The 15,220-nt window shown below is 43.7% G+C and carries 13 protein-coding genes and 1 rRNA gene; 5 read left to right on the plus strand and 9 right to left on the minus strand.

Features of this window, described 5'->3' with window-relative positions:
- The first annotated feature begins 101 nt into the window (after positions 1-101).
- The 3 genes from lysS to NBH07_RS17010 are packed head-to-tail and all read left to right on the plus strand — an operon-like array spanning position 102 to position 4,192.
- Positions 102-1,832 (plus strand): lysine--tRNA ligase, encoded by a 1,731-nt coding sequence (lysS, locus tag NBH07_RS17000; protein WP_009018786.1) that lies wholly within the window; start codon positions 102-104, stop codon positions 1,830-1,832.
- Between the two features lie 12 nt (positions 1,833-1,844).
- Entirely contained in the window at positions 1,845-2,840 is a 996-nt protein-coding gene (locus tag NBH07_RS17005; RefSeq protein WP_005861487.1) for an NAD(P)H-dependent glycerol-3-phosphate dehydrogenase, read from the plus strand.
- 8 nt (positions 2,841-2,848) lie between these two features.
- On the plus strand, positions 2,849-4,192 hold the full coding sequence (locus NBH07_RS17010) for a glucose-6-phosphate isomerase (RefSeq protein WP_008780760.1): 1,344 nt from the start codon (positions 2,849-2,851) through the stop codon (positions 4,190-4,192).
- A 70-nt stretch (positions 4,193-4,262) separates the two neighbouring features.
- Here the strand turns inward: NBH07_RS17010 and NBH07_RS17015 are convergent, their stop codons facing one another.
- Positions 4,263-4,538: an HU family DNA-binding protein gene (locus NBH07_RS17015; RefSeq protein WP_008780759.1), complete on the minus strand. Its 276-nt coding sequence runs from the start codon at positions 4,536-4,538 to the stop codon at positions 4,263-4,265.
- Positions 4,539-5,124: 586 nt separating this feature from the next.
- Between NBH07_RS17015 and NBH07_RS17020 the strand changes: the two genes are divergently transcribed.
- Positions 5,125-5,880, plus strand: a complete 756-nt coding sequence (locus NBH07_RS17020; RefSeq protein WP_005861483.1) for an inorganic diphosphatase — start codon at positions 5,125-5,127, stop codon at positions 5,878-5,880.
- Between the two features lie 64 nt (positions 5,881-5,944).
- Here NBH07_RS17020 and NBH07_RS17025 read toward each other — a convergent pair whose 3' ends face one another.
- On the minus strand, positions 5,945-6,847 hold the full coding sequence (locus tag NBH07_RS17025) for a sugar phosphate isomerase/epimerase family protein (RefSeq protein WP_005861481.1): 903 nt from the start codon (positions 6,845-6,847) through the stop codon (positions 5,945-5,947).
- Between the two features lie 155 nt (positions 6,848-7,002).
- Here NBH07_RS17025 and NBH07_RS17030 point away from each other — a divergent pair, with 155 nt between their 5' ends.
- The gene (locus NBH07_RS17030) at positions 7,003-8,391 is read left to right on the plus strand and encodes a DUF1080 domain-containing protein (protein WP_005861479.1); all 1,389 of its coding nucleotides are present in this window, start codon (positions 7,003-7,005) and stop codon (positions 8,389-8,391) included.
- 77 nt (positions 8,392-8,468) lie between these two features.
- Here NBH07_RS17030 and NBH07_RS17035 read toward each other — a convergent pair whose 3' ends face one another.
- The 7 genes from NBH07_RS17035 to rrf all read right to left on the minus strand — a co-directional run.
- Complete coding sequence (locus NBH07_RS17035) at positions 8,469-9,725, minus strand: ABC transporter permease (protein ID WP_005861477.1); 1,257 nt, start codon at positions 9,723-9,725, stop codon at positions 8,469-8,471.
- Positions 9,726-9,737: 12 nt separating this feature from the next.
- Positions 9,738-10,916, minus strand: a complete 1,179-nt coding sequence (locus NBH07_RS17040) for an ABC transporter permease (protein WP_009018788.1) — start codon at positions 10,914-10,916, stop codon at positions 9,738-9,740.
- Positions 10,913-11,926: an HlyD family secretion protein gene (locus NBH07_RS17045; RefSeq protein WP_009018789.1), complete on the minus strand. Its 1,014-nt coding sequence runs from the start codon at positions 11,924-11,926 to the stop codon at positions 10,913-10,915. The genes NBH07_RS17040 and NBH07_RS17045 overlap by 4 nt, the downstream gene beginning before the upstream one ends.
- A 30-nt stretch (positions 11,927-11,956) precedes the next feature.
- The gene (locus NBH07_RS17050) at positions 11,957-13,342 is read right to left on the minus strand and encodes a TolC family protein (protein ID WP_156682352.1); all 1,386 of its coding nucleotides are present in this window, start codon (positions 13,340-13,342) and stop codon (positions 11,957-11,959) included.
- 111 nt (positions 13,343-13,453) lie between these two features.
- Positions 13,454-14,047: a Crp/Fnr family transcriptional regulator gene (locus tag NBH07_RS17055; RefSeq protein ID WP_005861469.1), complete on the minus strand. Its 594-nt coding sequence runs from the start codon at positions 14,045-14,047 to the stop codon at positions 13,454-13,456.
- A gap of 2 nt (positions 14,048-14,049) precedes the next feature.
- Positions 14,050-14,955 (minus strand): DUF8429 coiled-coil domain-containing protein, encoded by a 906-nt coding sequence (locus tag NBH07_RS17060; RefSeq protein WP_005861467.1) that lies wholly within the window; start codon positions 14,953-14,955, stop codon positions 14,050-14,052.
- A 160-nt stretch (positions 14,956-15,115) separates the two neighbouring features.
- A 5S ribosomal RNA gene (rrf, locus tag NBH07_RS17065) occupies positions 15,116-15,220 on the minus strand; the annotation flags it as partial.

The raw sequence follows: 15,220 nt of genomic DNA on the forward strand, positions 1-15,220 counted from the left end.
TGAACTAACAAGATCGGTGACCTCAACCTTTTACCACATAAGTCAGCATAAATCAGAAATATTTTGTACTTTTGCGCCGTATTATACAAAATAATAGCATAATGAATCTATTAGAACTGAGTGAACAGGAAATAATAAGACGTAATAGCATGGAGCAGTTGCGTCAGATGGGGATAGAGCCTTATCCCGCAGCTGAGTATGTAACGAACGCATTTTCCAAAGAGATAAAAGAGACATTCAAAGATGACGCTGAGCCACGCCCGGTACGTATCGCCGGCCGTATCATGAGCCGTCGTATCATGGGAAAAGCCTCTTTCATGGAGTTGCAGGATTCCGAGGGCAGAATACAGGTCTATATCTCCCGTGACGATATTTGTCCGGACGAGAATAAAGACACATACAATGTCGTTTTCAAGAAATTACTGGATATCGGTGATTTCGTCGGGATCAAGGGATTCGTTTTCCGTACTCAGATGGGAGAGATTTCCGTTCATGCGCAAGAATTGACAGTTCTGTCTAAATCACTTCGTCCTCTACCGGTCGTTAAATATAAGGATGGTGTCGCTTACGACGGTTTTAATGACCCGGAGCTTCGTTATCGCCAGCGTTACGTGGATTTGGTAGTAAACGAGGGTGTAAAAGATATTTTCATGAAACGTGCGGCTATCATCAAGACCATGCGTACCGCCTTGGATGAGGCCGGATACACGGAGGTAGAGACTCCGATCCTGCAATCTATCGCAGGAGGAGCCAGCGCACGTCCATTCATCACGCATCACAACTCTTTGGATATCGATCTGTATTTGCGTATCGCTACCGAGTTGTATTTGAAACGATTGATCGTCGGTGGATTCGAGGGTGTATATGAGATCGGTAAGAATTTCCGTAACGAGGGTATGGACCGTACGCACAACCCGGAGTTCACTTGTATGGAACTTTATGTCCAATACAAGGACTATAACTGGATGATGAGCTTCACTGAGAAGCTGTTGGAGCGTATCTGTATCGCCGTGAACGGTACGAGCGAGAGCACGATCGACGGTAAGACAATCAGCTTCAAGGCTCCTTTCCGCCGCTTGCCGATCTTGGAGGCGATCAAGGAAAAGACGGGTTACGACTTGGAAGGTAAGACCGAGGACGAGATTCGTGCGATTTGCAAGGAATTGAAGATGGAGATCGACGATACGATGGGTAAAGGTAAATTGATCGACGAGATCTTCGGGGAGTTCTGCGAGGGTACGTTTATCCAGCCGACCTTCATCATCGACTATCCGGTTGAGATGAGTCCGCTGACTAAGATGCACCGTAGCAAACCGGGATTGACCGAACGCTTCGAGTTGATGGTAAACGGAAAGGAATTGGCGAACGCTTATAGCGAGCTGAACGATCCGATCGACCAAGAAGAACGTTTCAAGGAGCAATTACGCTTGAGCGAGAAAGGGGACGACGAGGCGATGTTCATCGATCAAGATTTCTTACGCGCCCTTCAATTCGGTATGCCTCCTACGTCGGGTATCGGTATTGGTATCGACCGTCTGGTTATGTTGATGACCGGACAGACAACGATCCAAGAGGTATTGCTTTTCCCTCAAATGCGTCCGGAGAAAACCGTAAAGAAAGATAACGCCGACAAATACGTGGCCTTGGGCATTTCCGAGGAGTGGGTTCCCGCTTTGCAGAAAGCCGGCTACCTGACGGTTGACACGCTGAAAGAAGCGAACGCCAACAAATTAAGACAAGAGCTTTGCGAGCTTAATAAAAAATATAAGTTAGAACTGCAAAATCCTACGGTCCAAGAAATAGAAGCTTGGATAGCCAATGTAGGAGAATAAAAGCGTGATACGATGGATTTGCCCGGAAAAATCGCGATAATGGGAGGTGGTAGCTGGGCTACCGCCTTAGCCAAGATCGTACTTTCAACTCAAGATAGTATCAACTGGTACATGCGTAGGCCCGATCGTATCGAGGAGTTCAAGCAGTTGGGACACAATCCGTGTTACCTCACCGCCGTGAAATTCGACACGAACAAGATAAACTTCTATTCCAATATCAACCAAGCGATCAAGGACTCGGATACCTTGATCTTCGCTACGCCTTCCCCTTTCTTGAAACAACATTTGAAGAAGGTGAAGACCTCTTTGAAAGATAAGTTTATCATCTCGGCGATCAAGGGTATCGTACCGGATGAGAATATGTTGATTACGGATTACTTCGCGGAGTATTACAAGGTTCCAACAGAAAATATAGCAGTTATCGGTGGTCCCTGTCATGCGGAAGAGATCGCTCTGGAACGGCTCTCGTACATTACGTTGGCTTGTTCTGACATCGAGAAGGTCCGTACGATATCCCCCGTTTTCAAGAATCAATACTTAAAGAATTCCTTCTGTAAGGATGTGACCGGTATCGAATACGCCGCCGTACTGAAGAACGTGTACGCTATCGCCGCCGGTATTTGCCATGGAATGAAATATGGCGATAACTTCCAAGCCGTATTTATCTCGAACGCTATTGAGGAGATGCGTAATTTCGTGGACGCCGTACACGGGCTGGAGCGGGATATCACCGACTCCGTCTACCTTGGCGATTTGCTGGTTACCGCTTATTCCCGGTTCAGCCGTAACCGTACTTTCGGAACCATGATCGGTAAAGGATATTCCGTGAAGACAGCGCAGCTGGAGATGGAAATGATCGCCGAGGGATATTATGGAACCAAGTGTATGCGTGAGATCAACGAGAAATATAAAGTGAACATGCCGATACTGGACGCTGTTTATGATATATTGTACGAGAAGAAATCGCCGACAACGGTCATTCGTCAATTAACGGAAACGTTTAAATAAAATAGCATATGAAAAACATCAGTTTAAACATCGACAAGGCTCTGGGCACTGTCTCCAAGGAACAGGTTTACGCTCAAGAGGCCAAGGCAATGGAATGTATTGCCACATTACATAACGGTAACGGAGCAGGTAACGACTTTTTGGGTTGGTTACATCTCCCCTCTTCTATCACGGACACAGAGTTGGCCGACATCGAGAATACGGCGAACGTGCTTCGTTCTAAATGTGAGGTGGTCGTAGCCATTGGTATCGGTGGTAGCTATTTGGGTACCAAAGCGGTAGTAGAAGCGTTAAACAACAGCTTCGACTGGTTGCAAAACGGCCGTAAAAACCCGGTTATGTTATACGCCGGACACAATATCGGAGAGGATTATCTTTATGAATTAAGCGAAGTCTTGAAAGGTAAGCAATTCGGTATTATCAATATCTCCAAGTCTGGTACGACTACAGAGCCGGCTTTGGCTTTCCGTATCTTGAAGAAACAATTGGAAGATGCTGTTGGCAAGGAAGAGGCTAAACATCGTATCGTAGCTATCACGGACGCTAAGAGAGGCGCTTTGCGTACTTTGGCAGATCAAGAAGGTTACAAGACTTTCATCATCCCTGATAACGTAGGTGGACGTTTCTCTGTTTTGACTCCGGTAGGTTTGCTCCCGATCGCCGTGGCAGGTATCAGCATCCGCAACTTGGTTGCTGGAGCTGTTTCCATGGAAAAAGCTACAGACGCGAGCGTTCCTTTCGCTGATAATATGGCTGCTATCTATGCCGCTACTCGTAATGAGTTATATAAGAACGGTAAAAAGATTGAGATCTTGGCTAACTTCCATCCGAAATTGCACTATATCGCAGAATGGTGGAAACAACTTTACGGAGAGAGCGAAGGTAAAGACGGTAAAGGTATTTTCCCAGCATCCGTAGATTTGACAACCGATTTGCATTCCATGGGTCAATGGATCCAAGACGGTGAGCGTACGATTTTCGAAACGGTTATCTCCGTGGAAGCTACAGCTCATAGCGTATTGGTCCCTACAGATGAAGCCGATTTAGATGGCTTGAACTTCTTGGCAGGCAAGCATGTAGACGAGGTAAACAAGATGGCCGAATTAGGTACTCAGTTGGCTCACGTAGATGGTGGTGTTCCTAATATTAAGGTTAATATGCCAGAAGTAAGCGCATTCTATATCGGTCAGTTGTTCTATTTCTTCGAGAAAGCTTGCGGTATCAGTGGTTATATGTTAGGTGTGAATCCTTTCAATCAACCGGGTGTCGAGGCTTATAAGAAGAATATGTTCGCCCTGTTGAATAAGCCGGGATACGAGAAAGAAAGCGAAGCTATCAAAGCACGTTTATAATACGATTTACCCCATAAAAAAACGGTTTTCTCATCACGAGGAAACCGTTTTTTCGTTTGAATAGTTTTTATTACTCATTTAATTCTTTAAGTAAATCGCTCCCGGCTTTGAATTTGACCGAGACACGTGGAGTAATCATTACTTCCTCCCCTGTTTTCGGATTACGTGCCAATCGCTCGGATTGTTGCCAAGGTACAAAAGATCCAAATCCTTTCATGGAAATAGATTCTCCTTCCCGTATTCCTTTCGCCACAACAGTCGGTAACGCATTCACTACGGCCCTAACAACATTTTTCGGCAATCCTGTTTCTTCCACAAGAGATTGTACTAATTCTCCTCTATTCATACTAGATAATAAATATACCATTCTTCACCAGAAAAGAGTCCGGTGAGAACTCTAGTTAGCGCATTAATAACGAATTTTCAAAGGCTATAACTTGCTATGAATAAGTGATATCATAATACTGTATACTATTTCTTATTAATTATATTTCTACCAAAGTCTCACTTGTCTATCTGAAAGGGGTTCAATTATACCTGCATTTAGGTATATAATATTTCTGTATGCATTGATTTTTAATATATGATATTTTGATATTCCCCAAATATTCATATATTTGCAATGATTAAACAACTAAGTTCTCACCGAACTACGTCATAATTTATTGATTAATTATCTCAACGAAATAAATTTATATCCCTTATTTTTCAATACATCTATCAACTCATCCAGATAATTATAAAATTTATCAATCCGGTTAGGGTGTACATGTAGGTGGATCAAAAGTAAGCACCCATTTAAACCATTTTTGTTTCATAAAATGAAATTCCATTATATATCATATTTATTTAATTTCAAGAAGCTTTCCTCCCATTTCTGTTAATTCCAATTTATTACGTACCTTTGTATTGGTTTTTAAGAAGGTAATAACATGATTCAAGAAGCGATTATCCGATATCTGCGTAAACACAGGCAGGAATCCCTTTCTCCCAAAGCTGTTCTTTTCGATATGGATGGTGTATTATATGACTCTATGCGTTTTCATGCACGGGCATGGCATGAGGTAGCGACCCTCCATCAGCTAACTTCTCGGCCGGAAGACTTTTATATGTTCGAAGGACGTACTGGGGAAAGCACGATCAACGAGCTATACCAACGCACTTTCCAACGAGACGCTACCGCCGAGGAGAAGCAAACGATCTATAAAGAGAAAGCGGATCTATTCAATACCTATAATGACGGTGCCCCCATGACCGGCGCCGCAGAGGTTCTAAAAGAAGTGGAAGCATCTGGACTGCAACGATTGGTTGTCACCGGTTCCGGCCAACATAGCTTGATCGATAAGCTAAACCATACCTATCCGGGACATTTCAACCGAGAGAAAATGGTTACGGCTTTCGACGTGAAATATGGCAAGCCACACCCCGAACCTTATTTAATGGGACTTCAAAAAGCGCATGTGAAGCCTAACGAAGCTTTTGTGGTAGAGAACGCTCCCATGGGAGTAGAAGCTGCCGTAGCAGCCAATATCTTTACGATAGCCGTAAACACCGGACCTCTCCCCGATCAAGTTTTATTAGATGCCGGAGCGGATTTACTATATCCGGATATGGAAAACTTAGCTAAAGATTGGAAACAAATCATCGAGCTTGCGAAATCCACCCGATTGAACGAGTATTCCAAATAAGCGAACATAAAAAAAGAGGCTACCCGATAATGAAGTAGCCTCTTCTTTTTTATCATCGAACGGATTATTTCACATAATCAGCCTTATTCAAGAAATCATAGCTCTGCTGAACGCTGGCAACCGGATCATTGTTTGTATATTGCTCAACTTCAACATACCAATCCTTTACGTTATTAGCGTACATTTGATCGAAGATAGGCTTGAAATTCATCTTGCCACTTGCGCCGATCTCTTTCTCATCCTTGATATGGATAGCCTTGAACTGGCTCGGACGGTTCTTCAAGTAAGCGACAGGATCACCGCCACCCATCATTACCCAGTATACATCCATCTCGAAGAATACGTGGTTCGGGCTTACGTTATCCAACAAGAAATCATAGATCAATTGATCGTCGATCTTACGGAACTCGAAGTCGTGGTTATGATAACCGAACGCAATGCTAGCGGCAGCGGTCTTATAACCAACCGTGTTGAAATAATCGCAGTACATCTTCAAGTCATCCAATGTAGTCTTATCGTTAACCGGCATCCACGGTTGAACCATATATTTAACGCCTAACTCATTATGAGCATCAATCGCTTGATCCCACCAACTCATAACCTCGGCTTCTTTTTCTTTCGTAAATGCCTGTCCAAGGTGAGCGCTCGTACACTTCATACCTAGGTCATTCACCATTTTCTTAAATTCAGCGGGAGCTAAACCGTAAATCTTACCGTTATCATAGCTTGCTGTCTCCAGATTCTTATAACCCATCTTAGCGGCGGTTTCCAATACTTTCTGGATACCTTCTTCTTTTACAAGGTCTCTTAAAGAATACAATTGAAGCCCTATATATTTAGAAGACTCCGATGCTGTAGCGGCAGCTTGTCCTGATTTACCGCCACAAGAAGATAATAACTGCGGGGCTACCAACCCACCCGCAAGCATCAAAGAGGCTTGCTTCAAAAAATTACGTCTGTTCTGCATAGTACTATTAATTAAGTTTGATTGAGAATTTTTACAAAAGTAAGACTATATTCTTAGGTTTATATCTTTATGGAAGTTAAAATCTTCAAAAAGGACATTGTATTTTAATTTTCGTTATCTTTGGAGGATATATTATTACTTAAATCATTTATATCATGAAAAAATTATCAATTCTAGCGATGGGCCTTCTCTTTGTCCTGACCACAGCCTGTAGTGTTTCCGGCAGTGGTACCTTATTCGATGGCAAAGATAGTAACAAATGGAAAATGACAGGCGATGTCTCCGTTCAAGACGACATAATGACCTTGAAAGGTACGGATGCACTGGCCGTACTGAAAAACGGCAAATACAAAAACTTCGATCTGACCCTTGATTTACGTACTACCCCGGGAGGCAAAGGCGCCGTCTGGTTCCATACGGACCCGACCTTGAAGAAAGGATATCGTATCGCTATCAATAATGACCGGGCTGATAAGGTTTGGTGGAAAATGACAGGAAGTCTTGTTTCCGTGAGGAATTTGACCAAAAGCTTCGTAAAAGAAGATCAATGGTTCAAGATGGATATCCGGGTAGCCGGACAAGAGATTGATGTAAATATAAACGGCGAACCGGTTGTGGAGTATATCCAACCGACCGCCCCATATCGTACGGACGCTAACGCCTATGCCTTATTATCGGAAGGGACATTTGCCATAGAGAGTGATGGTAGCGGTGAGATCCAGATCAAGAACATCACCGTGAACGTAATTGATGAATCCACGATCGATATCAACGCACAATTGGCGGAAGCTAACGATGAGCAAAATGACGAGATCATTAAATTACATCAATCGGATTTCCCGGTATTAGATTATCACGTGCACTTAAAAGGTGGCTTAACCAAGGAAGTTGCCGCTAAGCAATCCCGCAAGACCGGTATCAATTATACGATCGCACCGAACTGCGGCATCGGTTTCCCAATCACGAACGACCAACAAGTCATGGATTACCTAAATGAGATGCGCTCACAGCCTTTCATCCTTGGCATGCAAGCGGAAGGACGCGAATGGATAACCACATTCTCTCCCGAGACTCTTAAAGAATTCGACTATGTGTTTACGGACGCTTTGACGTTCAAGGACAATAAAGGTCGCCGTACCCGCCTATGGATTCCGGAAGAGACTTGGATCGAGAATGAGGAGCAATATATGGACATGATCGTAGATCGTATCTGCTCCGTATTGGAAGAGCCGGTAGATATCTATGTAAATCCTTGTTTCTTGCCATCTCCGATGGATAAGCGTTTTGACGAATTCTGGACGGAGGCCCGCATGAACCGTTTCGTCGAGGCATTGGCAAAAAGCGGAAAAGCTTTAGAGATCAACGAACTATACAATATTCCAAATAAAGCGATCATTATGAAGGCGAAAGCCGCCGGCGTTAAATTCACGTTTGGAAGTAACAACGTGACACCAAACGTCAGCGATCTGTCTTACAGTATCCGCATGATGAAAGAATGTGGCCTGACCGCTGAGGATATGTATAAACCGAAAGTTAAAATCTAATCACACATTTACCCTCACCCTAATCCCCCGTTTAGGGACACCCTAAATGAGCGATTAGGGTAGACCTAAACGAGGGATTATTCTCTTTCTCGCAACATCCGTCGCATCTTCATATACCGATATTGCTTTATAATCATCTTGCGGCTACGTATGATCTGATAACGGTAAATGATACAAGACAAGATGAAATATACACCTGCCTGAATCCATAATACCCGATATTCATGCGCCACCTCATGCAAGGAAGCGCCAGCCGTATTGATACGGATAAATCCCTGGATACCCGGAGTAGAAGGAAACAAATAACCCACCACTTTCCAAAACGGAGGAATAGCCGCCTCCGGCCAAGAGACACCCGAGATAAATAACAAGATGACAGACGTGAAAACGAACACCAACATAGGCGATTCGCGACTCGTCATAAATCCCGATAACGTCATAGACATAAAAATACAGGCAAACAGGTAAGGCAGTAAAAACAACAAAATAGTCAGTGGCTCACCAACCTGAGGTAAGGAGAATAACTTAGGGACAATAGCCAATACCCAGATGCAAACCACCACATACAGCAAAAGATAAGTCAGCGACTTGCCGAACACGATACGCAAAGTCCCGTTAAAATGCCTGCAAATAGGTACCAGACTATGGAAACGATTCTTTTCCCGTGCCGTTCCTCCCAACATTCCGATGCCCAATATCAAGGTCTGTTGCAATACCAAGATCAAGATAGCCGGTACCAAAAAACTGGCAAAACCATTCTGGGAATTAAACAACGCTACCGATTCATACGGGATCGGGTCTACCGTGATCTGGTCCATCTTATCCGTAGACGACGGATTATTATGCATCCGAAGTTCCTTACCCATATCCAACGATACCTCTGTCGCCGCCAAAAGGAAAGCCTTATAAAACAATAAGGCGCTCATATCGCAATACAACGAGACGGTTGTCTGTCGCCCTTCATGCAGGTCCTTACTATAATCCGGGGGAAAGAGCAAAATTCCATAGGCCTTCTTCTCATCTAACATCTTCTTGGCTTCCGCCATATCCGGACAAACACCCACTACTTCCACATCCGGCGTGGCGTTAACCCGTCTGGTAAACTCACGACTCAAATAGGAATCACTTTGGTCTACCACCACCATCTTCGCCTCGTGTACTACCTCGTTATTATATATAAATGAATAAAGCAGCGGATATACGAAAGGCACCAAGAAAAAGAAGATCATGACCCCCGCATCCTTAAACACGTTTCTCAATTCATCTTTCCAAATATAAAACGTATCCAGAAGACCTTCCTTTATGATATATCGTAAACGATGTTCTCTTTTCATCACATACAGTTTTTACGGTAGATATTTGAAATCCAACAACGCTCTCTTCAAGTTCCGCCCGATAAGGAAGGGCAGGATCAAGAATCCCAACAACCAAGCGTACTCGCCCAACGTATAGAATAGCGCCCGCCCGTTCAAGGCTTGATCGACATAAATCAAGAAATAATGCCGCAAAGGGAACAAACGAGCCAACGCTTGCAACGTAGGGTCCATACCTTGTACCGGAAACGAGAATCCGACAATGGAGAACGAGATCATTCCGAACAGGCTGGCGAAGCTAAGACCTAAACGGGGAGTCGGTAATACGCCGATCATAAATACGCCTACCGCCTGAGAGGATATAATCAGCAAAAACATCGCCAAAAGCATCGGAAACCAACCGCTATTTAACGGGAAAGAATTAATTCCATACAACACCGCACAATACATAAAGCCTACGACCGTAAAAATAGCTGTCTGCGGCAATAACTTTCCCAACAAACTAACTGCGATGGAATTCCCTCCCATATCCAACCATTTACGGGATGTGGAATATTTAATTTCCGTACCGATACTGAATACTGTCACCAGAAATACCATCAACTGAATGATACCCGGCAAAACCGTATTATTCAAATATACCGAATAATTCAACCACGGATTGCCGATCGGGTGCGTATCGATCACGATCGGTTGTAGCTGTCCCATGATCTGCGCTTCGGTATATCCTTTAGCTTGTCCGGTCTGTAAACCCACAGCGGCCCCCGCCAATACCGACATTGTTTTCATATCCCGAAACAGCAAGGAAGCGGCGATCAAATAGGTACCATTCGTATAGAAAGACAACCGGGGCTGCTTTCCAGATGTGGCGTCCACGGCGAAACCGGATGGAATGTAAAAAATTCCATATACATTCCCTTTCTGCATTTCCTGACGAGCCTCGGTAAACGACATGGTTTTCATATACACCTCTGTCTGCTCAAAGGCATCCAACTGGCGAATCAAATTGCGTGAGGTAGCAGAGTTATCCATATCCACCACTGCTATCGGCAGATCGGTCGGCAATCCCTCATGCATCAACGATACAAAGAAAATGACACAGATAGCCGGAGCGATCAGCATACAAAAGAAGTAAATCGGTTGAGCCACCAGCCGATGCACCTCACGCTTCGCGATAAGCCAGATTCTATGCAAACTTTCTTTATAGGTCATACGATCTCTTTCCCTTTTTTCTTTAAGATCACGGACATTCCCGGACGAAGATCAGCGACTTTCTCCAACGGACGGGCACGCACCTCGAAAGTCTTCGAGTCATATTGTCCATTCGTCTTTGTCGCTTTCCATGCGGCATACGAGCCCATATCCTTCATATAATAGACTTTCAACTTCACCGGTAGGTCCCCCAACGCCGGGATAAAAGCATTTACTTCCGAGCCAATCTTGATATCTTTCAACAGATCCTCACGAATACTGAAAGTTACCCATACATCATTTAAATCAGAGATATTCATGATCGGAGCGCCTGTACCAACCAACTCGCCGACTTCCGGGAACCGTTCTGAAACCTCCCCGTCAATCGGAGCCACCAAAGCGCTCTCGCCCACATACGACTCCACTTCGGCGATAGCACCTTCCGCACGTTGGACCATAGCGGCAGCGGCAGCCTTATCTTCCTCACGGGCACCTTCTTTTGCCATCTCATATTGAGAACGGGCAGCCTTCTCTGTCGCTACCATAGCGTTATAATTAGCCTCCACCTCGTCTCTTTTTTGAGCGGACATCACCCCTTTCTCGTATAAATTCTGAATACGATCGAAAGATTTCTTAGCGATAGTTAATCCGGCTTGCGCCTTTTGCCACATCTCATAAGCGGCCGTAATTTCCTGTTCACGGACTCCTTTAATCGCTTTAGCGTTCTGCGCCTCCGCTGCCGCACGAGCCGCCTCCGCTTGTTTCAGCTTCGCCATAACCTCGGGCGTATCTAAAAAGACCAAAGTATCTCCGGCTTTTACCTGATCGCCTTCGCCAAAACGATAAGAAGCGATACGTCCGGGAACCTTACCGGAGATACGAACTTGGGTGGCCTCGGCCTGCCCCATTATAATATTGTCAGGCGGTGTAAGCAGGAAGAAACCCGCCAAGGCTACCAATCCGATCACGACCAATACCGTGATAAAAGCTAACATCATGTTACTGATAGAAAACTTCTTGTTCTCGTTCATCTCTGTGTATATTTTTATTTGTTATTACTCTTATTCATTTGCGGACAGTTTACCCAAAGCCTTGCTTAGATAAACTTCTGTTAATTTCACCTCGATTTGAGCATCAATCAAACTAGAGCGAGCAGAAACCCATGCTGTCTGCGCCTCCATTAAGTTCAAAGCTGGGATAACCCCTTCCTCAAAACCGAAATTCGCACGCCGCAAATTCTCTTCCGCATTTTCCATATTACGGGAAGAAGCGATCAACTTTTTGCCCGCTTCATTCACTTTATAAACGGATTGATTTACCTGCAACTCGATCTTTTCACGAGCATCCTGCCATTCCAGTGTTTTTATGCGCGTTTCCGCTTTCGCCGAGTTACGCCTATAAGTGCCTTCCCACCAACCGGACAAGGGTACCTTTACCATAACTCCGACATTAAACATACCGGCGAAATCATTTTTAAAACCATTAAAAACATTCGGATTCGTGACGAAGTAATTCGCCGCTAAAGCGAGATTAGGCAACATCTCTGCCAAAGCAATACGTTCTTTTCGCTTATAGATTTTCGTTGCCAGATCCAAACTTCTCAGTTCATTACGATTCATGAAAGCCTCATTCAGATCGGCCGAGGCTTGTGTTGTCTCTACCGGAAAATTATCCAGCTTCTCGTCTGCAAGCGATAAATCCTCCTCTAAAGACAGACCACAAATTTGCGCTAAAAGCATTCGGGTTAAAGCCAGACCATTCTCAACCTTAGTCTGAGCCATCTCCGCCTCATTCAGTTTCACCTTGACAGAAAGACCATCGGCCTCGGTAGCGACTCCCTCATAGATCATAGCGGTCACATCACTATCCATCTTACGGAGCAAATCCACATAAGCGTCCGCCAATTTCTTCTTATTCACCAAAGATATGACCTGCCAATAGGTTTCGTCAGTCTTATAAATCAAGTCCTGCAACTGTAAATTATTCATTGACTCCGCTAATTGCTTGGCAAACTTAGTGATTTGGTTATAATTAACGATCTTCCCACCCATGAATACAGGCTGTACCAACGATACATTACCCACCCAGATATTCTGCACATCCAAATGTTGCATATCGTTCACCCCACTCATCAAATGTTGGATCATCGGTAATTGGGCCAAGCCACCTAAAGAAGAGCTCAAGGATGAGGACAAAGCGCCCATGTCCAGTAAGTTTATATCCTTCTGGTTCCACATATAGGCACCGTTTGCCGATAATTGAGGAAAATACTTGGTAAAAGCGGCTTTCTTCTCGTTATCCGCCATCTTGATCTTTTCGCCAGAGATTTGTAGCTCCTTATTGTTCTGGATCGCCAGATTCCGGCACTCTTCCAATGTCAACATTCGCTGAGCGTGCATACAGCTCACCGTGACTACAAATGTTAATAGTAAGATAGTTCGTTTCATCTTTATATCGTTTTAACCTACCTATATAATGCCATCATATTCCCTATGTGACAAAAATATAAAAACCCGCACAAAAGTATAGGTTTAAAGCGAATATAAAATTGAACTAATTCAATAAAGGATACGTTTCTTCAACTTACAATACCAAGAATCACTAACCCCCATATATTGAGCTATATATTTATCAGGGACCCGGCTTACGATCCATTGGTGGTTCGTATAAAGATATTTCAGGAATTCTTCCGCCTTACAGGTTTGACGGACAGCGAACATTGAATAGAGCTTGGAAATAATCATCAGCATCACATTCTGATAACAGGTAGCGAAAGCTGGATATCCCAACGACAAACGTTCGATATCCGTCCGGGAAAAACAGAGCAATTCACCATCCTCGATAGCTTTCACCTCAAACTCGGAAGGGACTTGTGTAAAATAACCTATTGTAGAAACAAAAGGGTACATACTATCCGAGGAGAAACCGGTTACGCATTCATTCCCATTCTCATTAATATATTGATTGATAAAAAGCCCTTTATTAATAAAATAGGCATCTTGGCACAACTCGCCCGTACGAATCAAATAATCCCCTTTCCGGATTGTCACACCTCGAGTACAACTTTCCAAATCCTTTAGGAAAGATTCATCTCGAGACAGAATCTCCGGAATAAAACTTAGGAACTTCTCAAAGTCGGGAGATAATTTCATAGTTAATCATCCAAGGTAAATCTCTTCTGTCCGATCAAATTACCGTCAGAGAAAATATCCACACGGTAAGTACCCGGAGATAAGAATTCCTCGATATTCCAATACATGGTCACTGCCACCTCCTCACCTTCATATTCTATCATTTTCTTCATAGAATAATTGATTTCCTTTCCTTCAAAAGCGAATACATCCGCACGGCTTTTCACCAATATATCGTCATCCGGTTTCATGATCCGTACATATACCATCTTTTCGCCGACAGGAGCGGTAATGTTCTTCGCTATCTTGAAAGTCACGACGAATTGCTGCATCTTCTTAATACGCTTAGCGAGTTTACCTCGAGAGTTCACAGGAGTCACGTTAATATCCGTCGCATCCAAACGACTAGCTAACGTTACTCTTTCCGTCAATTTCTCTTTTTCCTTTTTCAAGGTAGCAGCTTGTGAAGTAGCCCTCTGATATTTCTGAACAGCCTCTTTCTTTTCAACCTTCAATTGCTCATTCTCACGATTCAAGGAATCGATTTGGACAACATAGTTACGCATGATTTTACGTAAGGTATCCAATTCCTTTTTCAAGCGAGCTATTTCCTTCGCATTCGTAGCCTTCACCGTACGCAATTCTTCCAATAAACGTTGTACCTTTGCTTGCTCCGTAGATAATAGGGCAACAAGGGAATCATTGCCTACGCTAAACTTATAACCTTCATATTGAAGAGACAATTCATTATATTCATCCTCCAAAGATTCTTTCTCAAGATCAAAGGTTTCCACCAAATCAGTCATTTGCTGCTTTTGATGATAAATATAATAACCGGCACCAGCAATAATCAGTACCAATACTATAACTGCTACGATAAGTAGCGAAAGTTTATTTACTTCTTTATTCTCTTTCTTTTCAGTATCCATATGAGGTTCTTAGCTATTACAAAAGCACAAAATTACAATTTCTTATCCATCCGAACAACAAAGTACACCTAAAAATAGAAAAAGGCAGAGAGGATATATACCAAAAAAAGGAGCCAATCTTTCGACTGACTCCTCTCTCTTCCGGCTGTCGCCTTTCTCAAGACGGCGGCTACCTACTCTTCCACTGTTACGCAGTACCATCGGCGTGACGAGGCTTAACTTCTCTGTTCGGAATGGGAAGAGGTGGATCCCTCGTGCTATAGCC

This window comes from Parabacteroides sp. B2-S-102 (assembly GCF_023656665.1).
Taxonomy (GTDB): Bacteria; Bacteroidota; Bacteroidia; order Bacteroidales; family Tannerellaceae; genus Parabacteroides; species Parabacteroides distasonis.

What these genes read in the sequence shown, in the direction of transcription:
- lysS (WP_009018786.1), top strand. Translation starts at nt 102, where the DNA reads ATGAATCTATTAGAACTGAGTGAACAGGAAATAATAAGACGTAATAGC.
- NBH07_RS17005 (WP_005861487.1), top strand. Translation starts at nt 1,845, where the DNA reads ATGGATTTGCCCGGAAAAATCGCGATAATGGGAGGTGGTAGCTGGGCT.
- NBH07_RS17010 (WP_008780760.1), top strand. Translation starts at nt 2,849, where the DNA reads ATGAAAAACATCAGTTTAAACATCGACAAGGCTCTGGGCACTGTCTCC.
- NBH07_RS17015 (WP_008780759.1), bottom strand. Translation starts at nt 4,538, where the DNA reads ATGAATAGAGGAGAATTAGTACAATCTCTTGTGGAAGAAACAGGATTG.
- NBH07_RS17020 (WP_005861483.1), top strand. Translation starts at nt 5,125, where the DNA reads ATGATTCAAGAAGCGATTATCCGATATCTGCGTAAACACAGGCAGGAA.
- NBH07_RS17025 (WP_005861481.1), bottom strand. Translation starts at nt 6,847, where the DNA reads ATGCAGAACAGACGTAATTTTTTGAAGCAAGCCTCTTTGATGCTTGCG.
- NBH07_RS17030 (WP_005861479.1), top strand. Translation starts at nt 7,003, where the DNA reads ATGAAAAAATTATCAATTCTAGCGATGGGCCTTCTCTTTGTCCTGACC.
- NBH07_RS17035 (WP_005861477.1), bottom strand. Translation starts at nt 9,725, where the DNA reads ATGAAAAGAGAACATCGTTTACGATATATCATAAAGGAAGGTCTTCTG.
- NBH07_RS17040 (WP_009018788.1), bottom strand. Translation starts at nt 10,916, where the DNA reads ATGACCTATAAAGAAAGTTTGCATAGAATCTGGCTTATCGCGAAGCGT.
- NBH07_RS17045 (WP_009018789.1), bottom strand. Translation starts at nt 11,926, where the DNA reads ATGAACGAGAACAAGAAGTTTTCTATCAGTAACATGATGTTAGCTTTT.
- NBH07_RS17050 (WP_156682352.1), bottom strand. Translation starts at nt 13,342, where the DNA reads ATGAAACGAACTATCTTACTATTAACATTTGTAGTCACGGTGAGCTGT.
- NBH07_RS17055 (WP_005861469.1), bottom strand. Translation starts at nt 14,047, where the DNA reads ATGAAATTATCTCCCGACTTTGAGAAGTTCCTAAGTTTTATTCCGGAG.
- NBH07_RS17060 (WP_005861467.1), bottom strand. Translation starts at nt 14,955, where the DNA reads ATGGATACTGAAAAGAAAGAGAATAAAGAAGTAAATAAACTTTCGCTA.